This window comes from Rhodomicrobium sp. Az07 (genome assembly GCF_018619475.1).
In the GTDB taxonomy this organism is placed as follows: domain Bacteria; phylum Pseudomonadota; class Alphaproteobacteria; order Rhizobiales; family Rhodomicrobiaceae; genus Rhodomicrobium.
Window position 1 is genome coordinate 155,519 of sequence record NZ_JAHFZG010000004.1, and the last position, 23,987, is coordinate 179,505.

The window sequence follows — 23,987 nt, forward strand, 5'->3', positions numbered from 1 at the left end:
GCCTCAAGAGCACGAGCACCTCAGCGGATTGATTAAATATAAAATTCACTGCACCGGGCTGGCGGGAGCCATGCCGCGCCGCATGAAGGCCCGCCGCAGCGGCCCGATCGCGCCCAGCGCATAAAGCCCAAGCCCGCGCGCCGCCTGCATCGGGAGGAAACCGGACAGAAGGCTGCGGTTCAGCAGGTCTACGCCGAGCGTGCGGCTCACGATGTCGCCGCGGCGCGCCGCAGAATAATCGCGCAGCAGGTCTTCGCCGCCGAGATCCGCATTCGCCGCCTTGGCATCGACGAGAAGGCCGAGCAGCGCCTCCACATCCCGGAAGCCGAGGTTCAGCCCCTGCGCGCCGATGGGCGGCACGGCATGCGCCGCCTCGCCGACAAGCGCGGCACGGGCGCGGCCATATTCGCGCGCCATGAGGGCAGAGAGCGGGAACGCCCCGCGCGGACTGAGGTCGAAGATGCGGCCGAGCGCATAATGCGACGCCGTTTCCATCTCGCGCGCGAAGGCGGCATCATCGAGAGCCATCAGACGCGCCGCATCGGCCTTGCGCTCCGTCCAGACGAAGCTCGACCGGTTGCCAGGCAGCGGTATGAGGGTGAACGGCCCGGCTTTCCGGTGAAATTCGATGCACAACCCGCGATGCGGGCGGTCGTGGCTGAAACTCGCCGCCATCGCGGTTTGCTCGTAAGGCCACGATAGCGCGCGAATACCCGCCGCCTCGCGGGTTGCCGAGTTCCGGCCGTCGGCGGCTACCGCGAGCGGCGCATAAAGTTCGGTGCCGTTCTCGAAGGTGAGGATCGCCCGCGTGGCAGACTCGTGGAACGTGCGCAGCGGACCCGGCGTGAGAATCGCGATACCTTTTTCTTCCGCGACGTCTCTTAATGTCCTCGCAAGATCGGCATTGGCGATGTTGCAGCCGAAGGCTTCCTCGCCGATTTCGGACGCCTTGAACAGCGCGTCGGGCGCGCGAAGGAGGTGCCCCGTGTCGTCGATGAATTGCAGCGCGCGAAGCGGCTCGGCATGCGAAGCGCAACGATGCCATACGCCAAGCCGCGTGAGAAAGGCGATGGTCGTATTGAAAAGCGCTGCACTGCGCCCGGTTGCGGCATGAGCCGACGCGGCGGGTGAGGTGTCGACAACGGTAGCGGTCATGCCGGCGTCGTGGCAGCCCAACGCCGCCGCGAGGCCGGCGGGGCCTGCGCCGATCACGATGACATCGGCCCTCTGTGTGCTCATCTGCCCCCCCAGCTCTATCGTTACCGCTGCGCGATGCAGCTTACAGCACCTGCCGCGGTATCGGGAACGCCCTCGCGATCATCTTTGCGCGAGCATCCCTTCCGAAACAATCCGCTAAACCGAAACCCGTTTCGGGTGGTTCCCACCGGGACGCAATCCGGCAGTCGCGAATCCACGATTCGGGTTTGTTTCGTTGCCGGTGCGCAACAAACCTCTGCAAGTTAAATTCAATTTTAAGTGGTGTTGTTTACCATTGGGTAAGACTCGTTTAGCAACCACAGGTGGAGCGGCCATCGCGCAAACGGCCGACCGGATTTGTATCAGCACCGAGTGGAGCCTGTCGGCTCGAAAGGAGGCGGTGGCGCAAGCTCTCCCGCCAGAAAGAACACCAACCCGTGTTTGCATGGGTCGAAGGGGAGATACAGATGATCGGCGGACTCGTGAGCAGAACGAGCCTTGCGTGTGCAACAACCCTGGGTTTTGCGTTGATTTTCTGGCCGCTTTCTGCGTTGGCGGCCGATACCGGGTCGAAATCGAAATCTGCCCTCGGCGGCGACTGCTGCGCGGATCTCGAAGAGCGCGTCGCGGAACTCGAGTTGACAACCGTCCGCAAAGGGAACCGCAAGGTCTCGCTGGAGCTCTCGGGCTGGGTGGACAAGATCCTGCTTTTCTGGAACGACGGCAAGCAGAGCGATATCTACGTTGCGGACAACAACTTTGCCTCCACACGCTTCCGCATGAAAGGCGTCGGACAGATGGCGCCCGACTGGAAGGCGGGCTTTCTCATGGAATACGAATTTCGGGATTCGTCTTCCAACCTTGTGGATCAGCTCACGGAACAGAATCGCAACATCGAAACGGCGCTTCGTATCCGGCAAGAGAATTTCTTCATTGAAAATGCAACGTTCGGACGCGTTACGCTCGGAATGCAGAACACCGCGACCAAGGATTTGACACTCATAAACCTCGGCGGCGGCTTCAGCAATACGGAAAACTATCACGCTACAAGCTTCTACATCCGCGACAATACACTGCCGACAAGCTCCTGGTTCAATACCACTACGAATACATTCGTGACCACCGGGCCGACATCGGGTGCGCTGCCGAATTCGACGCGGACCGTGGCTCCCACCATCACCAGCACCAACAACACGATAACGGTTACGGGCCCCGGAGGAGAGGTTTCGACGGGAACCAATACCGTGAGAACGATCGCCGCCTACAGCGTCGGCGGTCTGGTCTGGAACAATTTGTCGAACGCGCTCGACAGCCAGCGTCAGGAAGTCATTCGATACGACTCGCCCATAATCTGCGGCTTCATCGCTTCGTTCGCCTGGGGTCAGAACGATTTCTGGGACGCGGCGCTTCGCTATCAAAAGGAGTTCGACACCATCCGCGTCGCGGGCGGCGTCGGCTATCAGTGGTGGGGCGAGCGCTCGTTGACTCAGGGTGCTCCCTGGGCGGCAAACGCGATCTTTTTCGGCAGCGATCAAACCAATCAGCCCAACACGGCCGCCGGTCCGAGCGGCGGCGTGGCAAGCTCGCAACTCATATCCAATTCGAGCAATTCGTTTGGTGGTACCCGCTACCGAGTGAATTCCAGGATCGAAGTCGTGGAAGGCAATCTGTCAGCCATGCACCTGCCGACAGGACTGTACGGCACTATCGTGGGCGGCATACGCCATATCGAGAATTCGCCGGTGGAAGCGCTTAATCAGGATGCAGCTTATTGGTACACGCAGGTCGGTATCACGAAACGCATCTTTGAAGTTGGCGCGTCCACCATTTATGCGGAGTATGGCAATTTCGACGACTTCGGTTCAGTCGCCGTGTACTTCCAGATATGGAATGCCGAAAACGGCAATACTCTCAGCACGACGCGTATCCGTGATTCGAACGTGGACCGCTTCGGTATCGGCGTGACGCAGGCGTTCGACGGCGCGGCGATGGAAATTTACGGCAATTACCTTCACTTCAACGCGAACATCACGACGTCGACATCTTATGTGACCAGCGCCACCGGTGCCCCCGCGACGACCGGCTTCAACAACACGGAGCGCCGCGCGCCGGAAGACTGGGATGCTTTCTACACCGGCGCGCGTCTGAAGTTCTGAAACGCTCATCGCCTCAAATGCATGAAAGCCGCCCTCAAGGGTGGCTTTCATGACTTCACGGACACGAGCGAGCTTGCATTGCGATCGCGGGCGTCGCGCGAACATCGGCTCCATCGCTTCCGGCTGGCGTTCTACGGCTTCGAACAAGCAAAAAGAGAACGTTTACCGTGAGCGTCAGCCACTCTGCGATTCGGGTTCACGCGCGGCGCAGGCGACGTTTCAGGAAATTCTCGGCCCGGAAGGCCGCCTCCATGGCACCGCTGCGGATCAGGAAATTGAACGTCGGCTTTCCGAGCGTCTTGCCGAGCTGGCGCAGGCGTTCTCGACCGTCATTATGCTCGATCGTGGCGGGATAGTTCAGAGGTCCGTAGATGGCGGAGTTCGGAACGCGCCACAGATTTTCCTCGACGCCTTTCGACTTGCCCCGTGCCGGATCGATCAGGTGCAGCCACTTCTCTCGATAGGTGGGGATGTGGATCAGATGCGGGTTGTTGGATCGCATCGGCGTCCGAAGCATCGGCACGGACGCGAAGCTCGTCTCTTCCAGTTCGACATCGTACCGATTAACGGCGTTCGAATGCAGATTGAAGCGCAGATGGTCGATGCCGCCCGTCTTCATGGCCGCGACGAGATTTTCGATGGAGTGACGGATCGAAGCCCCGTTGAAACGCCAGTCATGTTCGAGCTGAAAAGCGTATTCCGTCTCGCTCAGAACGATGCTCTTGCGATAACCGAAGGCGAGCCCGTAGGTGTAATGGATTTCGAACGGCCCAAGCGGCGCGTGAAACTCCGAAATGCGACGGCACAGCGCGTCATAACTCCGCTTGAACGGAAAGGGATCGATGAAATAAACGGTGCGCGCCACGGCATCGCTGCCGAAGCAGGCGAAGAAACTCTCCACCGTCTCTTTCACCGGGATTTTCCGGACGTCAACCTCCGAGCAATTCGAAAACACGTTCAGTGTGATCTGCGCGCCAGCGTCGGTCATCGGTCGTCCCCCGTTACGGTTTCAGCCTCTACCACAGGTGGCGGACTTGATCCATTGCGCGCGTCAAGGTTGATGTGGACGAAAGCGGATGATTTCGCAGCCGAGCGACGCGCCGGGAACACGGTCGAGCTTCTCCACAACGACGCGCACTTCCATCGCGCGACGATGCGAGAGGCAATGCTCGGCGACGCGCTCGGCCAGCGTCTCGGTCAGGAGCACATGCCCGGACGCCACCGCGTCGCGAATGCCGTCGATGATGAAATCGTAAGACACGACGCTTGACAGATCGCCCGGCCGATGCACGCCCGGCAACACCGAAAGCTCCACCGTGAAGCGCACGCGCTGCTCGATGCCCTTTTCCTCGCTCCAGATGCCGATGCGGGCAGGCAATACGAGGTCGCGCACGAGCACGCGGTCGTACGGGCGCTGGCGCGTATCGCCCATTTCATGCGCGAGAACGTTTTGAAGGGAATATGTCGTCGCCATTGGATTTTTCCTGATTCACCCTTCCCTAGGTCAAGGGCATGACACGAGCGCTTTACATAGTTCGCTCGAAGCATCGCTCATAGCGACAGCACGGGTGAAGGCGAACGCGGCCATCGCTTTTTTCAATCGCGCCGGGTCATCGCATATCCACGACCGAGGCAAATGTCGAGGCTTTCCACGCCGGCGAGCACTGCTTCCCGTGGGCGCATCGCACAAGGTTTTGCGGAAAATAATATAAACGGCAAATATATCGGAAAATCGAAAATAACGGAAATACTCTATTATACAATATTACACTAAGTCCCGCACGTTCCGCAATGTTCTTCCTAGTGCCGTAGACATTCAAGGCGCTTTTTGCCCTAAATTGCATCAACGCAGTTTAGTAGCAGAGGAAAACAACCATGACTTGGCAATCGATGCTATCGGGGGGCGCGTTTCTATTCACCGCCTTCGCATTGTGTCTGCCGGTTGCGCCCGCGTCAGCTGGCAGATGGGGCGCGTCGGACTACTCTTCCGGACGCGCCAGCGACTGGAGCGACCGTCTCAAGGATCGCATGCGAGGCGACGACGATTACGAACGCCGCGAGCGGCGGGCCGCGCTTCGCGAAATGCTGGCCGACCCCGAAGGCCGCGCGGAAATTCGGGCGATGCTGGCCGAGGCCACGCGTGAACGCGGCATGCGTGGCGGAATGTCCGACCGCTGGGGCGGCCGGGGCGATGACATGATGGATCGCATGGGCGACCGCGCCGGAATGATGGATCGCGGCGGCGATTGTACGGACCGAAGCGCCATGCGCGACCAGAGTGGCACGAAAGAGCGCACCCGGTCGAACCGCGCGGCCGACCGAAGCGACGACATCCGCGAAGTTATTCTTGAGAGGCTTCGAAACGACGGAGAGGTAGCCCTTCTGATCGCGCGGATTCAGGAACCGGCCGCTGCCCAAACCGATGACGATGAAGACGATGACGATAGTGGCGACGGCAAGAAACTCTGAAGCGGCGATTTCTTGCAGGGCTGATCGAGGCCCCGACAGGGAGGGGTCGAAGGCGTGGGCGGGCGGGGCCGGTCTTGGAACAACACGGAGACGACCATGAAAAAAGCAATGTTTCTCGTAGCAGCGCTCGCGTTGACGCCGTTTCCCGCGTTGAGCGAGGAGGCTCCGCAGCAGCGAGGCCAGAGTGGCGGCGACCAGCAGATGGACAAGCCGGGAAGCGCCGGAGGCGGAGCCACGCAGCGCGCCGACGGGTCAGGCGATCGCGACGGCGCGGATGACCGTTCCGGCTCCGGTTCTTCGGGCGACGTTTTCGAGCGTCTGTCCCGCTCCGATCTCCGCGACCGTGTGGCGATGGCCATGGGGCGGATCGAAGATGCCTGCGGCGACGACATCGACCGCTATTGCGGCGACGTCACGCCGGGGGGCGGGCGCGTCGCGGCTTGCATGAAAGCCTATTCCGATCAGTTGAGCCGCCGTTGCCGTTTCACGCTGAGGCGCGTGTCGCGATATATGCAGACCGCTGTGCGCGACGTGACCGATTCCTGCCACGCCGCGATCCGCAAGCAGTGCGGCGACTCCGACGACCGCGACGCCTGTCTGGGGCAGAAGGTTTCCTCGCTGCCGCCGTCATGTCAGATTATCGTCGCCGCAGCGCGGCAATATCCCGGCATGATGGCGTCGGCGAGAAGCATGAACGGCGCATCCGGCCAGGCGTCGGCCGATAACGGCCAGCAATCGGCGTCCGGCCAACAGCAAGCGCAGTCCGGCAAGCCCGACATGCGCGGCATGCCGGTCTACAGTTCGGACGGCGTAAACCTCGGCAAGGTGGTGCAGATCGACCGGGGTTCGGACGGCAGTATCAAGTCGGTCACGATCGAACTTGGCCGCCTTCTCGGTCTCGGCGAAAAGGTCGTGAAGATCACGTCCGACGAACTTCAGCAGATGGCCGACCGCATCAAGCTTCGCATGAACAGCGATGAGGTGCGGAAGCTTCCCGAGGCGCGCGGCGGCCAACAGGGGAAATGAAGCGCCGCCGCTTGCGGACGAATGGCCGGCTGAACCGGCCATTCTTCTCGCGTCAGGCGGCGCCGCGTATCAGATACGGTACTTCGGCGGGAACCGGCTGCGGCACCGGCTTGCGCGGCTGGGGCACGATGGGCAAAACCCGCGCCTTCGGCAGGATGAGAGACGCTTCGGTGCCGACACCGAGCTTGCTGCGGAGTTCGAACCGTCCACCGTGAAGCTCGGCAAGACCGCTTACGATGGGAAGTCCGAGGCCAGTCCCGCTTTCGCCCGTCTTGAGCGCGAGAGACCCTTGTCCGAAGGCCCGCAAGACCTGCGAGATTTCCTCCTCCGGGATGCCGGGGCCGTTATCGCGAACCGAAAGCACCGCCTCGCCGCTCGGCAGGATGCCCGCCCGGACCGCGATCAGGCCGTTATCGGGCGTAAACTTGATCGCATTCGAGAGAAGGTTGAGGCAGATCTGGCGAAGCGCGCGCTCGTCGGCCATGATGCGCGGCATGTCGGGGCGGAAGTCCGTCACCACGCGCAGGTTCTTCTGATGGGCATCGATGCGCATCAGGCGCAGGCTTTCGAGCGCCGTCTCGGCCACGTCGAGGGGTTTTTCCGTCAGCTCGTAACGCCCGGCCTCGATGCGCGACAGGTCCAGGATCTCATTGATGAGCTTCAGAAGATGGCTGCCCGATTCGTGAATGTCGGCGGCATAGGAGCGATAGTTCTCGTTCTCGATGGGGCCGAGAACTTCTTCCTTGATCATCTCCGAGAAACCCATGATCGCGTTGAGGGGCGTGCGGAGTTCGTGGCTCATGTTGGCGAGGAATTTCGACTTCGCCACATTGGCCGCCTCCGCCCTGACACGCGCTTCGTCGGAGACGGCCTTCGCCTTCTCAAGTTCCTCGATGAGACGGTCCTTCTCCGCGCGGTAGTCGAGCATCGAGAGCGCCGTCCGCTGAAGGTTCTTCACGAGGAAGACGAAGTAGAAGTGAATCCCGACCGCGACCACCGCGAGCGCCCAGTAGAACGGCTCGCCCGTCATCAGGAAGCGCAAGGCCAGCGCGGCCGTCACCGGAGCCGTCCCAGCGTGCAGGATGTGCATCACCGAAGCGGCGAACAGCATCCGGATCGCCGTGACCACGGTCAGCGCCGCGAACAGGAAGAAGAACGCCGCCTGCGATTGCACCATGAAGGGCGTGAACGCCACAGCCGCCCAGCAGACGCCGTAGAGGAACTCGGCTGCCGCGAGGTTGCGCCGCCACTGCACGAGATCGACCGTCTCGCGCGGCTGCCGCTTGAACTGGCGGCACAGCGCAAGGAGGATGCCCTCGGAAATGAAGATCGTTGCGAGCCATAGGAGAAGCTGACGCGGCTCAGTCGCCCAGTTCAGCATGGTGGCGGCAACAAAAATGGCAATGATCGGAACGGTTAGCGCCGCGACGGTTTCGTTCCTTACGAACATGACCAGCAGGTCGTAGGCGAAATCGTGCTTGACCGCAGAGTTATCACTCGGGTGCGGGGTTGGGTTGCTCGTATTATGCTTGAACCGGCGCCATCTCAAGGAACGAGCGGTACTCATCAACCCATCATCCACTTTGGAGGAGTTCTGCGCTCTGCTGCCCCGGCACGCGCCTCATGCAGGATCGCTCGAAAGTGCTAATATTGCGTTGATATTTGTTTATCCGCTTGAAAGGTCGTTTCTGTTCCGCGACACTCGAGACAATCGCGAAGCCTGGTAAACAAATGAAGATACTCGACGAGAAGCGCGCGCCAAATCCGCGCCGTGTCCGTGTGTTTCTGGCCGAGAAGGCCATCGCCGTCCCCTTCGAGAACGTCGACATCATGTCCGGCGCCCACAAATCCGAGGCGTTTTCTGGTCTCAACCCCGTGCAGCGCGTGCCTGTTCTCGTTCTCGACGACGGGACGTCGATTTCTGAATCGATCGCGATTTGCCGTTACTTCGAGGCGTTGCAGCCCGAGCCGTCGCTTTTCGGGCAGACGCCGCTCGAAATCGCCACCGTCGAAATGTGGAACCGGATCGCGGAATTGAATTTTCTGTTCCCGGTCGCACAGTGTTTCCGCCATAGCCACCCTGCGATGGCGGGCCTCGAAGTGCCGCAGGTTGCCGCATGGGCCGAAGCCAACAAGCCGCGCGTTTCCGACATCATTCGCATCCTCGACCGGCGCCTTGGCGAAGCGCGCTATCTCGCGGGCGAGCGCTTTTCCGTCGCCGATATCACAGCCATGATTGCCGCCGATTTCATGAAACCTGCCCGGCTTGCCGTGCCGGAGGGGGTGCCGCATTTTGCGCGTTGGCATGCCGAAGTCACCGCCCGCCCTTCCTCCAAAGCGTGAGGTTCGCATGGAACTGACAGTCATCGGCTGTGGCGACGCTTTCGCCTCCGGCGGCCGGTTCAACAGCTGTTATCTGCTCGATACATCGCATGGCAGGCTCATGATCGACTGCGGTGCGACGTCGCCGCATGCGCTGAAGCGCGCCGGCGTCCGCATCTCGGCTGTCGACGCCATCCTGATCTCGCATTGCCACGGCGATCATTTCGGCGGCCTGCCGTCCCTCGTTCTCGACCGCATGTTCATCGACAGGACCGAGAAGCCGATGGAAATATTCGGACCGCCGGGCATCGAAAGTCGGTTCGAAAGCCTGATGGAGAGCGTCTATCCGGGCATTCTCGGCGCGAGGAAGCCGTTCGAAATTATCTTCCGCGACCTTCATCCGGGCTTTACCATCGAATGGCGCGGCCTCCTCGTCGAGGCGTTCGAAGTGGACCACTTCTCCGGATCGCCCTCGCTGGCCTTGTCGATTTGCGACGGCGACAAGCAGTTCAGTTTCTCCGGGGACAGCGGGTTCTGCGGCGGCGTGATCGCGGCAGGCCGGGGGGCGGACCTGTATCTCGTCGAGTGTTCGACCTACAGCACCAGGGTCGACATGCATCTCGACTATCAGAGGCTTGCTGCGAAATTTTCCTCCATTGGCGCAAAGCGTTATCTTCTCACGCATATGGGAGACGAAATGCTCGCGGCGGTGGATCGCATTGATCCGCGCATTTGCATGGCGGCCGCGGACGGTTTGAAGGTGACCATTTAACGCAGGCGGCTCTGAGAAATATTATTCTGTGCAAGAACGTTCAGCGAATGTAGTGTGGGAAGCCGTTGCGCAGGCATGCGCATTGCGGAAAGAATTTACTGGATTCGCTCATGCTCGACCTTATGGACATCAAAATTCTCACGATCTTGCAGGAGGACAGCACGCTTCCTGTCGCCGAAATCGGCAAGAAGGTCGGCCTGTCGACGACGCCATGCTGGCGGCGTATCCAGAAGCTCGAACAGGACGGCGTCATCCAGAAGCGCGTCGCGCTGCTCGACCCTAAGAGCGTCAGCGCCGGTGTCACCGTTTTCGTCGCCATCACGACGAACCAGCATAATGCCGTCTGGCTCGAGCGCTTCCAGAAGGTGGTGGCGAGCTTCCCCGAGATCGTCGAGGCATACCGTATGAGCGGCGCGGTGGATTACCAGCTGCGCGTGGTCGTGCCGGACATCGCCAGCTACGACCGCTTCTACAAGGCGTTCATCTCGCAGATCGACCTGACGGATGTCAGCTCCAGCTTCGCGATGGAGCAGATCAAGTTCACGACGGCGCTGCCGCTGTCCTTCGCCATCGGCGCGGCGTCGAAACGGCCGCAACAGCAACCGGCTTGACGGACGCCCCAATTCGGCGTTTTTCAACGCCATCATGACGCTCACTGACCCACACCGCGCGCGCACGGCACTCGACTCCAGGCCGGAATGGCAGAACGCGCGCCGCATCGCGATAAAGATCGGCTCGGCGCTCCTGACCGACCGCGAAACCGGCACGCTGAAAAAGGCGTGGCTCGAAGCCATCGGCGATGACGTGGCGGAGTTCAAGGCGCAAGGGCGCGAGGTCATTCTCGTGTCGTCGGGAGCGATCGCGCTCGGCCGCCGCGCGCTTGGGCTGGCACCCGGTGCGCTCAAGCTGGAAGAGGCGCAAGCGTCGGCCGCCGTCGGGCAGGTGACGCTCGCGCATGCCTATCAGACCGTGTTTCGCGAGCGCGGCATCACGACCGCGCAGATCCTCGTGACGCCGGGCGACACGGAAGAGCGCCGCCGCTATCTTAACGCTCGCAGCACCATCGCGACGCTTCTGAAGCTCGGCGCGGTTCCCGTGGTGAACGAGAACGATACCGTCGCCACCGCCGAAATCCGCTATGGCGACAACGACCGCCTTGCCGCGCGCGTCGCCACCATGATGACGGCGGACTGCCTCGTTCTCCTGTCCGACATCGACGGTCTTTACACCGCGCCGCCCGCGAAGAACCCCGACGCGCGCCATATCGATGTTGTCACGCAGATCACGCCTGAAATCGAGGCCATGGCGGGCGACGCGGGCACCGAGCTTTCGCGCGGCGGCATGGTGACGAAGATCACCGCCGCGAAGCTGGCCGTCTCGGCCGGCACGCATATGGTCATCGCGAGCGGCAAGGAGCTTCATCCGCTGCGGGCGCTGGCCAACGGCGCGCGCTGCACATGGTTTCTCGCTTCGGCGAACCCGGTCGCGGCCCGCAAGCGCTGGATCGCGGGCACGCTCGAACCGAAGGGCGTCGTGCTCATCGACGACGGCGCGGCGCGTGCGTTGCGCTCCGGCCGCAGCCTCCTGCCCGCAGGCGTCACCGGCGTCAGCGGCGCATTCGAGCGCGGCGAGGCGGTCATCATCCGCGACGGTCACGGCTGCGAAATCGGGCGCGGGCTCATCGCCTACAGCGCCGACGAAGCCGCGCGCATCGCCGGGCGCAGTTCCCACGAAATCGAGGCGACGCTCGGCTATGCCGGGCGGGCGGCGCTCATTCATCGCGACGATTTGGCGTTCCTGCACGAGCTGGACTAGACCCGGATCCACCGATCAGGTTGACCCAACCTGATCGGATCCGGCTCTAAACGTCAAGAAGAGACCGTTTTACCGATCTGATTGCGATTCAATCGGATCGGAACGGGCTGTAGTCTAGGAAACATTCCGAGCTATGGCCGGGCGATTTTGCAGAACTTGACGCGCAACTTCTCCGCTCCGCATGCGCGGGGAGATTTCAAAACCCTGCGGCCCTGTTTCGCCCTGAACGCCCTCCGCTCCGCATGCGCGGGGAGGTTTCCGGTTGAGTAGCGGGCGTTGAACCAAGGCTTAGATCAGCCTGCCTTTTAATCGGACACGATTTGAGTAGAAAAACTGATCGACAACAAACACCTACGAGGCTGTAAAACAAAAACCCCCGCCGGAGCGGGGGTTCCTGTTCGAGCAATGGCAAAAGGTGTCGGCACCAGGCGCCGACACCGCTCTCAAAGTTACTGCGTCTTCACCGCACTGGAGGGACCCGCAAGCACCGGGTAGTCCTTCAGCTGGCTTACGCCGTAGAGGGGCTTGAAAGCGCCCTGATGGCAGGTTGCGCAGTTCGCCTTCGCGATGTCGCCAGCCGGACCTTTGCGGCCGGCAACGTTCGCATAAAGCGGCGTGAGCGGGTTGATGTAGTTATTGTTGATGTCACGCACCATACGAATGCCGTACCAGGCAGTCACACGCTGCGGGCTGCTCGCTCCCCAAGACTGGAAGTTCTGGGAGTTGTGGCAGTAGGTGCAGTTGACGCCGAGCGACTTGGACATCGACATCATCAACCCATAGGTCCATTCCGCCTGCTTGATCGACATACGGTTCGTCGTCGGCAGAGCGGTCTTGCCCACCACGCGGATCTGATCGCTCTTCACTAGGAAGGGCGTGAAGGGATCGAACGGCAGTGACGTCAGGCCGACGGCGGTAGCGCGCTGGTTCTGGCCGGCGAGATTGCCGAGCAGAGCTTGCGAGAACCGGGGTTCGACCGGGGTATACCAGACGTTCTTCGGGATCGGATTACCACGATGGCAGGTGTAGCAGGTCACGCCTTGGCCATTGATCGCAACGTGAGATTTCCATTTCGCGTTGAGATCCTGAGTCATCTGGATCATGCGACGAGAGACGATCTTTGTAACGACATTCTCGTCGGCGAAATCCGCCTCATTATGGCAATATGCGCAGCCCTGCACCGGCGCCACCCACTTGGTGATCGCCGTCATGAACCGCAGGAACTCGTTCGAGTCGAGATCGCCGAGAACCTTGACGTTCAGATACACTTCGGAAGCTTTCGTGCCAGCCGGATCGATTGTCTCATCCGCGGCGGGAACGGCATGCAGACCCTCCCGCTGCTGGTTTTGGATGTCGCGGGAGTTGACGAGGTGGACCAAGCCCGTTCCGCGATACCCCCACTGCAGCCACTCAACCGTAGGGCGCTGCAGCGTGTAGTAGGCAAACACGACCAGAAAGACCGCCAGTGCCGCGCCCGCAAGGGCAAGGGTCAGGATTCGTTGCTTGTAACTCATTTGGGAGCTCCCGGAAGAAGGGCCGGGTCAACGATGACGGGCAGCGTCTCGGGATAAACCGGCACGAAACCGTGCTTGATGCCCCAGAGATACCAGTTATCGACGACAGTTCCGGTCAGAAGGATGCCGATACCGCCGGTGATCGGGCAAAGAACCGCAAACCACCAAGCCCAGCGATGGATCGATTCCATGGAAGCGTTGAAGCCCATGGTCCAGCGCCAGAAGAGACCAGCACGCTCAAGCGCCGTGCCGCGATCGGTCGACTGCTCGATTTCGCGCTCACCGCCGAAGCGGCTGACCGCGAGGATCGTGGCGCCATGCATCGCAAAAAGAAGCGTGGAGCCGTACAGGAAGACGATCGAGAGCATGTGGAAGGGGTTGTAGTAAAGGTTCCCGTAACGGATGGAGAACGTCGCCGTCCAGTCGAGGTGCGGGAAGATACCGAACGGAACCGCTTCACCCCACGTTCCCATGAGCACCGGGCGGAAAAGACCGCACGACAGCATCAGGAAGATCGCGGCGGCAAACGCCCAGGCGATATGCGTGCCCATTCCGAGCTGCCGAGCGCGCAGATAGGTGCGAGCCCACCAGAGCATCACGGACGCCGTCATGAAGAAGCCAGCCCAGAGCCACCAGCCGCCCTGGTTCAACGGCGGGATCTTGAGCCCGTTCTCAGGCGCCGGCGGCTCAAGCGCGAGCCAGGGGAGCTGTTTCACGAACTGCACCGGGCTCCAGTCCACCGAGGCGGCCATGTTGAGGCCGATGATCTCGATAGCGATGAACCCGAAGATGAGCGAAGCAACGCCGGTCAAACCGAGGTAGATCGGGCCAATCTGAGCGTCACCGATGATGCCGAGCAGATAGACATGGAACGGTTTGCCGGTGCGGCCGTATTGGTCGCGGTAGAGGGGAACGCCGAGATGGGCCGGCCCCTTAACTTGAACTTGCGTAAAGATATTTTGATATTCGGCCATGGTCTGTTTCCCCTAGCGCCAGACTGGGATATTGAACCACCAGTTCCACCACTCGGGCCAACCCTTGGTCCAGAAGGGTCCGCTCAACACGATGCACAGGGCGCTGAAGAGAACCGCCATGATCGCGCAGAAAACGCCGAGCCTGTGAATGCCGATGGTGCCGATGGAGTAACCCAGAAGATCGCGGGTGAAGGCGTTCTCATGCTCGGGCGTCTTCACAACATCGCGGCCGCCCGGGTTGAGGGCCGAGAGAATGAGACCACCGTGCATTGCCAGAAGCAGCGTCGTCAGGAAGAAGAACGCGATCGCTAGCATATGGGCCGGGTTGTAGTGGAAGTGCAGATATTGATATCCAGTGTTGGATACCCAATCTAGATGGCTGATGATGCCGTAGGGAAAACCGAAGCCCCAAGCGCCCATGAGAACGGGACGGATGACGACAAGGCTGAGATACGCAAAGATCGCAACGCTGAAAGCGATCGGCACGTGGTAACCGATACCCAGCTTGCGGCAGATTTCAACTTCGCGCAGCGCCCATGAGATGAACGCGCCGGTCGCGCAGATCGTGATGAGCTGCCACAGACCGCCCTTGGCTAGAGGAGCCACACCCAAACCGTAACTGAGGTCTGGAGGAGCGATGTTGATCTTCCAGATATTGAGAGTATGCCCTTGGGCAGCCCCCCAAACGATCAGAGCCGTTCCAAGGAGCGCAAAGAACAGCGTGGTGACCCCGAAAAATCCGACATAGAATGGGCCCACCCAGAAGTCGAAAAGGTCGCCCCCTACGAGGGTGCCACCTCGAACACGGTATTTTTTTTCATAACTGAGCAATGCCATCGCTCACCTCCAATTAGGAGGCGAGCCGCCGCTCGACCTCCCTTTGAAAAAGTCCCAAGAAAGCGGATGAGGCGCGACTATCCTCATCCGCCATTCTGTGTGGTCCCAACCGCTCAACGAGCCGGAAGGGCGGAGTTCTGAGCAGCCGCAGCCGGAGCGGGAGTGTCGATCCAGTTGTAGCGGGTGGTGCTGAGGAGGATGAAGTGGATCAGGAGACCCAGGACAACCAGGAACGCGAACAGCGCGACCAGAACCCGGCGGGGATCAAAAAGAAGCCAAATGCGCCACATGTGATTTTCTCCTTATGAATTAGGCGAGATACTGGACAATGGTCAGGGCCGCGGTCTGCACGCCGTCGCCGAGGTCGGCGAGCGGGCGAGCCCAAGGACGCCAGTTCCAAGCAAGAACGTGAGCGATGATCGCAACGATGCTGAAGCCGATGAAGCTAGCAACAAAGATGCTGTGAAATTCCTTCGCCTCGCCTTCGGTCAGCCCGGTGAGCGAGACATCCCTTTCTTCTTGAGCCATAAGCTTGATCTCCGCTAAAGTGGACTCTTGCAGTTACCGCGCATTGCCCTCGCGGCCGGGTTCGCCATGGCGTTCTTGCCATGGAGTTCTTTCGCCCGGACATCCGGGTGAAACCTTTTCCTATCGCATGAATGCGAATGGAATACATGTATTGGCAGCTGCGCGAGCTTCAGCGAAGACGGATTTCCGCCGCGCGTCGCCGCGTCGCGGGGAAACTGCTCGCTTCACCAGTCCCGCAGCCAGAAAAAGCGGAAAAGTGGCGATAAACATCAGCCGAAACTCCTGCGCCTCTCTCGCCCGTATGCGTGCGTGCGTATGGCAGTCTTGAGTGTTCAAGGAAGGCACTATATCCGCATCCTTCTCAGTCTTGCCCGATCCGAGATCAGCGGCCGTCATGCGGCCCTCCCATCGACGGACAGCGCAGTCGACTGACCAAGGCGCACCGCCGTAACTTTTGCTTCACCAGCCTCGCGCGCAGCTTTCTCCGCTGCATCCCGCAACCGCTTTGCCGCCGATATCCGCACAAGCACCGGCTGCGCCTCGACGAGGTCGTCGAACAGCGCCTTGGCGTCTTCATCCCAAGGAAGCTGACGCAGGAGCCGGGAAGGAGTGGCCTCGATCCGGTCCAGATCCTTCCCCAAAGGCAGAATATTGAAAAGTGCGTCGAACAAGGCGTTGCAGACTTCCTGCACGAGGTAGGTAGCGCCAGCGTAGCCCATAAAAGGCGTTCCCGTATGGCGACGAATGATCGCGCCCGGAAAAGAAGCGGGGATATACATTGAGCGCCCACCCGCTTCGGCCAGGTACATGCGTTCGTTATACGAGCCGAACAGGATGAGAGGCGGCTTTTCGCGGATGAAACGACGCACTTCGTCGTTGTCGGTCTTCTTTCCGGTGAGTCGGGATACTGCGAAAGTACAAGGCAGGCCCATTTCGTCTTCGAGAAAATGGCGGACGCCGCGCGCATATGTCTCGTTCGCGACGATGGCGAAACTCGCCGTGCCGAAGAAGTCTTGCGTCACGGATCGCCAGAGATCCCAGAGCGGCTTGATGGTCGTCTGCTTTTCCCGCTCGATGAACGGTTCGGGATCGAGGCCGAGCGTCTCGCCAAGCGCGCGCAGGAACTTCGTCGTCGAGTGCAGCCCGATGGGAGCCTGAAGATAGGGCTTTTCGAGCGCTTCGCACAAAAGGCGGCCGAACTCGCGATAAAGGCAAACGTTCGCGTCTGCGTCGGCGAGGCGCGGAATGTCGTTCAGATGCGTGCCTTGCGGGAAGACGAGATTGACATCGGCTCCGATACCCTCGACCAGGCGGCGGATTTCCGCGAGATCGGACGGCGTGTTGAAAACGCCGTAGCTCGGCCCGATGATGTTTACGCGCGGCTTGGCGTCGGCAGCCTTCGGCTTCGCCTTGGCCTTCTTCTTGACGCCGTATTCCTTCCACAGCCAGACGAGCGCGCGATCGGCGCTCTGCCACTGGTCTTCGTCGATGGTGCGCGGAAGGAACCGCTGGATGTTCATGCCCTCGGGCGTCACACCGCCGCCGATCATCTCCGCGATGGAGCCTGTGACGACGACGCTCGGCACTCTGGGGTCGAGAACCTTGTGGGCGCGTCTCATGGCCCCTTCGGTGCCGGTCTTGCCGAGTTCTTCCTCGGACAGCCCCGTGACCACGATGGGAAGCTCGTGCGGGGGGAGCGCGTTCGTGTAATGCAGCACCGCCGTAACGGGCAGGTTTTCGCAGCCGACCGGCCCGTCGATGATGACCTGAAGCCCCTTCACGGCCGTGAAGACGTAGACCGCGCCCCAATAGCCGCCAGCTCTGTCGAGATCCGCGATCAGCATCCCATGGCCTCCTTCGGGAGGTCGGTCGCCGACGGCTTCTTCAACGGCAATTCCTTGACCTTCGCGGGCTCCTTCGGAGCCTCATCGAACACACCGGCCTGGTAGCCCGTGCCGACGCTGCCGAAGAACGCCTTCATCTCCTCGAAGCGGGCCTTGCTGGCGATGGCGGCGTTGACCACCTGCGCGAGCGAGCCGGCGCCTGCAACGCCCATGAGCGGGCGAGCGGATATGAGGTTGGTGAAATAGAGGCCGGGAATCGCGTTCGCCTTCGCGTGCTGCACGACGGGCGTCGTTCCGATGGCAAGGTCGGGATGGAACTCGTCCACCGCCGCGATATCCTGTTCGAGCGAGGCGCGATATTGCACGCGCACGCCCTTCGATACGAGCCATTCGCGGTCCGATTCGGACCACCGCGTCTTCGGGCAGGCTGTGCCGACATAGGGCACGTCGGCGCCGCTTTCGATCAGCATGCGCGCGACGAGCAACTCCGAGCCTTCATAGCCGGAAACGGTGATGCGGCCCTTGACCGGCGCCTTCGCGAGCGCGGTGCGCACGGCGGGCAGGATGCGGTTCAGGGCTGCGTCGACCTTGTCGCGCGCGACGCCGCAAAGCTCGCCGATGGCGAGAAGCCAGCTTGCCGTGCCGTCATAGCCGACCGGCGCGGAGCCTGTGATCGAGCGACCAGCCGCCTCGAATTCGCGGAAGGACGCAGTATAAAATGGATGGATCGCGGCGACGGCGGCACAGTCGAGCGCGGCGTAAAGCTCGCGCCACTCGCGCGTCGGCACGACCGGCCCGGCGGCGAGGCCGAGCGGCTCAAGCATCATGCCGATGGTGACGGGGTCGGCCGGGAACATCTCGCCGACAAGCGTAATGGTCGGCTTTTCGGAGCGACCACCGCGCGGTGCCTGCACCGGGCCCGCCTCGGCCTCGCCGCGCGCATAGCGCAACATCGCGCCGGACAGCACATCCTTCGCTTCCGCATGCGTCGGTACGCCGAAGCCCGGCACGTCGATGCCTACGATGCGGACGCCGTTGATCTCCTTCGGCAGGAGACGCAGCGGAACGCCGGAGGCGGACGGAACGCAAAGGTTGGTGACGACGATCGCGTCGTACTGATCCGGGTCGGCGAGCTTGTGAACAGCGTCGCGGATGTCTTCGAAGAGTTTGCCGGTGACGAGCGTTTCCGAACTGAAGGGAACGTAGCCGACGGTGCGTTTCGCGCCGTAAAAATGAGAGGTGAAGGTCAGGCCGTAAACGCAACAGGCGGAGCCTGAGAGAACCGTCGCAGTGCGGCGCATGCGAAGCCCGATGCGGAGCGACCCGAAGGCCGGACACATGGTCTGCGGCTGGTCGTGCGGGCCTTGCGGATAGTCCTTCGCGAACTGCTCCAGAAGCTCGCTTTGGCCAGCAGCCGCAGCCGCCTTCTTCATCTCCGCCGCGCCCGCATGACAGCCGACGCCAGCGGTGACGTCGACGCCCGCCTCAGCCTTGACGGCCGACGCCTCCGCAACCGCGACCCGTCCGGCGTCGTCGTAAACGACTTCGCCGGAGGCGGCTTCTGAGGATTGGCGTTCAAGTGCTGTCATGTGAACTCGCAAACTGCCTTATGCTACGTCGTAAACGATTTCGAGGGAGGGCTTCTCGACGATCTCGTGCCCGCGCATGTCGGACTGCGATGCCGGTTCGAGCACGATTCCACGGCCGACCGCATCACCTTTGAACAGATTCAGCAAACCGTCCTGCGAAAGAGGCGTCGGACGCACCGGCGGCGCTATGGCCACATTGGTGGCGAGCGTCTCGAACACCGGCCCCCAGGTCGTGCCGGGAATGCCAACGATCTGATAATTCGCGCTCATTCGGCGCAGTTCTTCATGCTGCGGGATCGCCGACAGAATCGGAATGCCGACCGCTTCGGCGAAAGCCTGCGCTTCGCCCGTGCCATCGTCCTTGTTGATGACGATGCCAGCGACGCCGACATTGCCGCCGAGCTTGCGGAAATATTCCACCGCCGAACAGACGTTGTTCGCCACATAGAGAGACTGAAGGTCGTTCGAGCCGACGATGATCACCTTCTGGCACATGTCGCGGGCGATCGGCAGACCGAAGCCGCCGCAAACCACGTCGCCCAGAAAGTCGAGCAGCACGTAGTCGAAGCCCCATTCGTGGAAGCCGAGCTTCTCCAGCGTCTCGAAGCCGTGGATGATGCCGCGCCCGCCGCAGCCGCGCCCCACTTCCGGGCCGCCGAGCTCCATGGCGAAAACGCCGTCGCGCTTGAAGCACACATCCTCAATGCGCAGCTCCTCGCCGGCGGCCTTCTTCCTCGACGAGGTCTCGATGATGGTCGGCGTGGCGCGCCCGCCGAACAGAAGCGATGTCGTATCGCTTTTCGGGTCGCAGCCGATGAGAAGCACGCGCTTGCCCTGCTGGGCCATCATGTAGGACAGGTTCGAGAGCGTGAAGCTCTTGCCGATGCCGCCCTTGCCGTAGATCGCGATGATCTGCGTTTCTTTCTTGACCTCGCCCGTAGGCACGGCTGCGGGCTCTTCGTGAGCCTCGGCGCGAAGCTGCGCCGCCTGCCGTTCGAGGGCGTTGGCTTCGTTGGCGTCAAGGCTCATGCTAACGTTCTCCAATCTAATACCATCTTGAGACAGGCCGGATCTTCGAACGCCGTGCGATATGCGGCAGGCGCATTGTCAGCAGAAACGCGATGCGTGATTAGCCCGTCAAACGACAAAAGGCCGCTGTCCACGAGTTTCGACACGGACTGGATGTCGGCCTTTTGCCACTGTGCGGCGACCCGGAACCGCGCTTCCTTCATGAAGGCGGGCGGGAAGCTGAAGGAGAGCCGGTCGGCATAGAAACCGGCGAGAATGATTTCACCGCCGGGCGCGAGCCGCGCTACGAGCGAGTCGATGATGGTCGAGTCGCCGCTCACGTCGCAGATGACCCGATAATCGCGGCGCGGATCCTGATCGGGATCGACAACCGTATATCCTTGCGCGCCATCGAAACGCGCGGGATTCTTTTCCCAGACCGTCGGCTCTGGCGCGCCGCTCGCGACCACGATGCGCGCGATGAGACGGCCGAGAACGCCGTGACCGATGATCAGGTCGGCGGGCACGCCCTTGTCCGAGAACGCCGCGTGATGAGCGGTTGCCGAGAGAGCGAACAGGATGCCCTGCTCGCCAAGGCTTTCGGCAATCGAAATGGCGCGCGCTCCCGGCATCACGATGCGGGAGGCGGTGCCGCCGAATAAGCCGCGAACGTCGCCGTAACAATTTGCGCCGGGGATGAACACGCGCTCGCCAACGGAAATTCCGGCGGCCGGACCCGCCCATGAAATGCGGCCCACGGACTCATAGCCCGGAACAAGCGGATAGCCCATGCCCGGAAAATGCGGCATGCGCCCGGTGTAAAGGAGGCGTTCCGTGCCCGTGCTGATCCCGCTCCACTCGACGTCGATGACGACATCGGCATCCCCCGGAGACGGAAGCGCAAGCCGCCGCAGGCCGAGCTTTTCGGGCTCTTCCAGAACGACCGCTAAAGTCTCGGTTGGGAACTCTTGAAGGAGGGCCATGGCGCACTAAGTCTCTTCGGAAGCCGTGTCATCCTAGCTTGACCGACTTATATGTCAATTCAAACTTACACTCGTTCTAGATGTCAAGATGTGGCTGCGAGCACGCGGACGAGAAGCGGCTGATGGGTCGCACGGCGCCTGACAGTCTTGAAGCCGGCGCGTTGCAGCAGGTCGCGAAGCTGCGCCTCGGTGCGGGGCCTGCCGCGTCCCATTGCCATCAGATAGAGGCTGAAATAGGCCGCGACCTTCTCGGCGCCGCGCGTTCCCGCCATCGGTTCGGCCACGACAAGCACGCCGCCCGGCGGCAACGCGGCGCGCACTGACGAAAGGATCGCAAGCCCGGTGTCATCGTCATGGTCGAGCAGCACGCGAACGAGCGTCACGACGTCCGCGCCCTTGGGCAACTCCTTGGTGAAATCGCCGCCCGCCGCTTTCGCGCGGTGAGCGAGGTTCGCCGCCTTGAATTTCGCATCGGCGAGATCGGCCACGGCGGGCACGTCGAACAGAACGAGGTCGAGGCCGGGCACGCGCCTTGCCGCCGCGCGCAGGAATGTGCCGTCGCCGCCGCCGACATCCATGAGACAACGGTGGCGCGTGAAATCGTAGGCGTCGAGCACTTCTTCGGCGATGGCGGGCTGCGTCGCCGCCATCAGCGCCGTGTAGGCGGAAACCGCGTCGCGGTCCGCACCGGTGTCGCCCTCGGCATAGGGCCAGTAGGAGGCGAGATGCGTGCCCTTGTCGGCTGTGGAGGCAACCGCCGCGCCATGCGCCTTCGCCTCGCCGCGCAGCAGCGCAACCGGGTCGATGAGATCGCGATAGACGAGGCCGTGATGCTCCACCATCGCGGTGAGGCCGGGGCTCGCCAGCACCGCCGCGCCGAGCCGCCCGAGGCCGTAACGCCCGCCGCTCCGCTCCTCCACCAGCCGCAAGGCGACCGCCGCCGTCAGAAGCCGCGCCGTGGCGTCCTCGCCAAGCCCGAGCCGCCGCGCGATTTCGTCCCGCGAGAGCGGTCCCGCGCGCAGGTGATCGAACAGACGAAGCCGAACGCACGCCAGCAGCACTTGCGAATAGATAAAACCGGAGCAAAGATCGAAGAGCGCCCCCGCCTCGCGGCGCGCGATGGGGCGCGTCAGCGGGAACGTCTCGGCGAAACGGATGAAGCGCGGGCTCGACAGCACCCGGTCGCGGAACGCAAACACGCGATCCATCAACGTGTCAAAGTTGCTTCGTTTATGCAAATTTGCAATATTTCGAGAGAGAGTCACCGCGCGTGGCCTGTGCGTTCTGCTTTTTGTCCCAAGCCCTGCCGTCACTTCTGGACGGTCACCGGTCGGCGTGTCAACGCCGTTCTTGCGGGAGATTCATTTGCCGGAGACTCGTGTCGTTATCGTCGGGGCGGGGATAGGCGGGCTGTCCGCCGCCGTGAACCTCGCCGCCGAAGGATTTGCCGTCACCGTGGTCGAGAAATTCGACAAGCCGGGCGGCAAGATGCGCGAAGTCCACGCAGGCGGCGTGGCCATCGATGCGGGGCCTACTGTCTTCACCATGCGCGAGGTCTTCGAGGCCATCTTCGAGAAGGCAGACGCGTCGCTTTCCGATTATCTCACCGTCAGGCCCGCCGAAATCATCGCTCGGCATGCCTGGGAGGACGGAAGCACGCTCGATCTTTTCGCGGATGAAGCGCGCAGCTTCGACGCGATCGCGGATTTCGCGGGCATTGAAAACGCGCTAGGCTACCGCGCCTTCTGCCGCGAGGCGGCGGAAATCTACCGCATCCTCGACCGTTCGTTCATCCGCGCGCAGAAGCCGAGCCTGCCGAAACTGATCTGGCGCGTCGGGCCACTCGCCTTTTCCGACCTCTGGCGCATGAATCCTTACGAAACGTTCTGGAACGCCGTTTGCCGCCACATGAGCGACCCGCGGCTACGCCAGCTTTTCGCGCGATACTCCACCTATTGCGGCGCCTCGCCCTTCGCCACGCCCGCCACGCTGATGCTCGTCGCCCATGTCGAACAGCAGGGCGTGTGGCTCGTGGAAGGCGGCATGCACAAGATCGCCAGTGCGCTCGAAGCGCTCGGGCGGCGGCTCGGCGTCGTCTACCGCTACGGCAAGGAAGTGGCCGCGGTCACCGCCGAATTCGGGCGGGCATCCGGCGTGCGTCTTGCGAGCGGCGAGCATATCGCCGCCGACGCCGTTGTGCTGAACGCCGACCCTTCCCCCGTCGCCGCCGGTCGTCTCGGCCGCGATGCCGCGAGCGCCACGCGCCGCGTTCCGCCTCGCCGCCGTTCGCTGTCCGCGCTGACACTTGCCTTTCAGGCCGAAGTTTCGGGATTGCCCCTTGCGCGGCATACCGTCTTCTTTCCAGCGGCGCCATATCACCTAGAATTCGACGCTATTTTCAGGCAGCGAAAACTTCCGTCCGCGCCAACGGTTTATCTCTGCGCGCAGGATCGCGATGGACGCGGCGAGCGAAGCGGAAACGGAGCCGAGCGTTTCCTGACCGTCGTCAACGCGCCTGCCCTTTTCAATGGTTCCGGCCTGAGCCTAGCGGAGATCGAAGAATGCGAGACGAAGACTTTCCGGCTGATGGAAACATGCGGCCTCACGCTTCGCCCGCTGCCGGGGGCGCTGGTGAGAACCACGCCGCAGGATTTCGAGAACCTCTTGCCGGGAACGGGGGGAGCGATCTACGGCCGGGCTTCGCACGGCTGGATGGCGTCGTTCCAGAGACAGGGGATACGCTCGGCGATGCCGGGCCTCTATTTCGCGGGGGGGAGCGTTCATCCGGGGCCGGGCATTCCGATGGCGGCGCTGTCTGGCGCTCTCGCATCGGAGGCGCTGGTTGCGGACCTCGCTTTGCCGAGACTGTTGCGCCGAATGGCTACGCCTGGTGGTATGTCGATGCGTTCAGTGCAGACCATCGCTACGGACTGACAATCATCGCGTTCATCGG

Annotated in this window: 22 protein-coding genes; 8 read left to right on the forward strand and 14 right to left on the reverse strand. The window is 62.1% G+C overall.

The window, feature by feature from the left end:
- Positions 1-45 precede the first annotated feature (45 nt).
- The gene (locus KKP04_RS04580) at positions 46-1,239 is read right to left on the reverse strand and encodes an FAD-dependent monooxygenase (protein WP_215027430.1); all 1,194 of its coding nucleotides are present in this window, start codon (positions 1,237-1,239) and stop codon (positions 46-48) included.
- Between the two features lie 425 nt (positions 1,240-1,664).
- Between KKP04_RS04580 and KKP04_RS04585 the strand changes: the two genes are divergently transcribed.
- On the forward strand, positions 1,665-3,353 hold the full coding sequence (locus tag KKP04_RS04585; protein ID WP_215027432.1) for a hypothetical protein: 1,689 nt from the start codon (positions 1,665-1,667) through the stop codon (positions 3,351-3,353).
- A gap of 196 nt (positions 3,354-3,549) precedes the next feature.
- Here KKP04_RS04585 and KKP04_RS04590 read toward each other — a convergent pair whose 3' ends face one another.
- Entirely contained in the window at positions 3,550-4,341 is a 792-nt protein-coding gene (locus KKP04_RS04590; RefSeq protein ID WP_215027434.1) for a hypothetical protein, read from the reverse strand.
- A 63-nt stretch (positions 4,342-4,404) separates the two neighbouring features.
- Positions 4,405-4,827, reverse strand: coding sequence for a dihydroneopterin aldolase (locus KKP04_RS04595; protein WP_215027436.1), 423 nt, complete (start codon positions 4,825-4,827; stop codon positions 4,405-4,407).
- A 401-nt stretch (positions 4,828-5,228) separates the two neighbouring features.
- Between KKP04_RS04595 and KKP04_RS04600 the strand changes: the two genes are divergently transcribed.
- Together KKP04_RS04600 and KKP04_RS04605 are read left to right on the forward strand one after the other, a co-directional pair.
- Complete coding sequence (locus tag KKP04_RS04600) at positions 5,229-5,822, forward strand: hypothetical protein (protein ID WP_215027438.1); 594 nt, start codon at positions 5,229-5,231, stop codon at positions 5,820-5,822.
- A gap of 96 nt (positions 5,823-5,918) precedes the next feature.
- Positions 5,919-6,848, forward strand: coding sequence for a PRC-barrel domain-containing protein (locus KKP04_RS04605; protein ID WP_215027440.1), 930 nt, complete (start codon positions 5,919-5,921; stop codon positions 6,846-6,848).
- Positions 6,849-6,900: 52 nt separating this feature from the next.
- On the opposite strand, the gene KKP04_RS04610 is transcribed toward KKP04_RS04605, so the two are convergent.
- The gene (locus KKP04_RS04610; RefSeq protein ID WP_215027442.1) at positions 6,901-8,415 is read right to left on the reverse strand and encodes a HAMP domain-containing sensor histidine kinase; all 1,515 of its coding nucleotides are present in this window, start codon (positions 8,413-8,415) and stop codon (positions 6,901-6,903) included.
- Between the two features lie 164 nt (positions 8,416-8,579).
- On the opposite strand from KKP04_RS04610, the gene KKP04_RS04615 reads away from it, so the two are divergent.
- The 4 genes from KKP04_RS04615 (at position 8,580) to proB (ending at position 11,757) form a co-directional block, all read left to right on the forward strand.
- Positions 8,580-9,191 carry a glutathione S-transferase gene (locus KKP04_RS04615; RefSeq protein WP_215027445.1) on the forward strand — a complete coding sequence of 204 codons (612 nt, stop codon included), beginning with the start codon at positions 8,580-8,582 and terminating at the stop codon, positions 9,189-9,191.
- Positions 9,192-9,198: 7 nt separating this feature from the next.
- Positions 9,199-9,942, forward strand: coding sequence for an MBL fold metallo-hydrolase (locus tag KKP04_RS04620; protein ID WP_215027447.1), 744 nt, complete (start codon positions 9,199-9,201; stop codon positions 9,940-9,942).
- A 110-nt stretch (positions 9,943-10,052) separates the two neighbouring features.
- Entirely contained in the window at positions 10,053-10,553 is a 501-nt protein-coding gene (locus KKP04_RS04625; RefSeq protein ID WP_215027449.1) for an Lrp/AsnC family transcriptional regulator, read from the forward strand.
- A gap of 34 nt (positions 10,554-10,587) precedes the next feature.
- Positions 10,588-11,757 (forward strand): glutamate 5-kinase, encoded by a 1,170-nt coding sequence (proB, locus tag KKP04_RS04630; RefSeq protein WP_215027451.1) that lies wholly within the window; start codon positions 10,588-10,590, stop codon positions 11,755-11,757.
- A 449-nt stretch (positions 11,758-12,206) separates the two neighbouring features.
- Here proB and pufC read toward each other — a convergent pair whose 3' ends face one another.
- The 10 genes from pufC to KKP04_RS04680 all read right to left on the reverse strand — a co-directional run bounded on the left by pufC (position 12,207) and on the right by KKP04_RS04680 (position 22,242).
- Positions 12,207-13,271, reverse strand: a complete 1,065-nt coding sequence (gene pufC / locus KKP04_RS04635) for a photosynthetic reaction center cytochrome PufC (protein WP_215027453.1) — start codon at positions 13,269-13,271, stop codon at positions 12,207-12,209.
- Positions 13,268-14,245, reverse strand: a complete 978-nt coding sequence (gene pufM, locus KKP04_RS04640) for a photosynthetic reaction center subunit M (protein ID WP_215027455.1) — start codon at positions 14,243-14,245, stop codon at positions 13,268-13,270. The genes pufC and pufM overlap by 4 nt, the downstream gene beginning before the upstream one ends.
- Positions 14,246-14,257: 12 nt before the next feature.
- On the reverse strand, positions 14,258-15,082 hold the full coding sequence (gene pufL / locus KKP04_RS04645; protein ID WP_215027457.1) for a photosynthetic reaction center subunit L: 825 nt from the start codon (positions 15,080-15,082) through the stop codon (positions 14,258-14,260).
- A gap of 113 nt (positions 15,083-15,195) precedes the next feature.
- Positions 15,196-15,372: a light-harvesting antenna LH1, alpha subunit gene (pufA, locus tag KKP04_RS04650; protein WP_127077444.1), complete on the reverse strand. Its 177-nt coding sequence runs from the start codon at positions 15,370-15,372 to the stop codon at positions 15,196-15,198.
- 19 nt (positions 15,373-15,391) lie between these two features.
- Positions 15,392-15,610 carry a light-harvesting antenna LH1, beta subunit gene (pufB, locus tag KKP04_RS04655; protein WP_127077445.1) on the reverse strand — a complete coding sequence of 73 codons (219 nt, stop codon included), beginning with the start codon at positions 15,608-15,610 and terminating at the stop codon, positions 15,392-15,394.
- Between the two features lie 392 nt (positions 15,611-16,002).
- On the reverse strand, positions 16,003-17,454 hold the full coding sequence (bchZ, locus tag KKP04_RS04660; RefSeq protein WP_215027459.1) for a chlorophyllide a reductase subunit Z: 1,452 nt from the start codon (positions 17,452-17,454) through the stop codon (positions 16,003-16,005).
- Positions 17,448-19,043: a chlorophyllide a reductase subunit Y gene (gene bchY / locus KKP04_RS04665; RefSeq protein ID WP_215027461.1), complete on the reverse strand. Its 1,596-nt coding sequence runs from the start codon at positions 19,041-19,043 to the stop codon at positions 17,448-17,450. Before bchY ends, bchZ begins: the two co-directional genes overlap by 7 nt.
- 18 nt (positions 19,044-19,061) lie before the next feature.
- Positions 19,062-20,072 (reverse strand): chlorophyllide a reductase iron protein subunit X, encoded by a 1,011-nt coding sequence (locus KKP04_RS04670; protein ID WP_215027463.1) that lies wholly within the window; start codon positions 20,070-20,072, stop codon positions 19,062-19,064.
- Positions 20,069-21,034, reverse strand: a complete 966-nt coding sequence (gene bchC / locus KKP04_RS04675; protein WP_215027465.1) for a chlorophyll synthesis pathway protein BchC — start codon at positions 21,032-21,034, stop codon at positions 20,069-20,071. The genes KKP04_RS04670 and bchC overlap by 4 nt, the downstream gene beginning before the upstream one ends.
- A gap of 83 nt (positions 21,035-21,117) precedes the next feature.
- Positions 21,118-22,242: a methyltransferase gene (locus tag KKP04_RS04680; protein ID WP_215027467.1), complete on the reverse strand. Its 1,125-nt coding sequence runs from the start codon at positions 22,240-22,242 to the stop codon at positions 21,118-21,120.
- A gap of 157 nt (positions 22,243-22,399) precedes the next feature.
- On the opposite strand from KKP04_RS04680, the gene crtD reads away from it, so the two are divergent.
- Positions 22,400-23,968: a 1-hydroxycarotenoid 3,4-desaturase CrtD gene (crtD, locus tag KKP04_RS04685; RefSeq protein ID WP_215027469.1), complete on the forward strand. Its 1,569-nt coding sequence runs from the start codon at positions 22,400-22,402 to the stop codon at positions 23,966-23,968.
- Positions 23,969-23,987 lie beyond the last annotated feature (19 nt).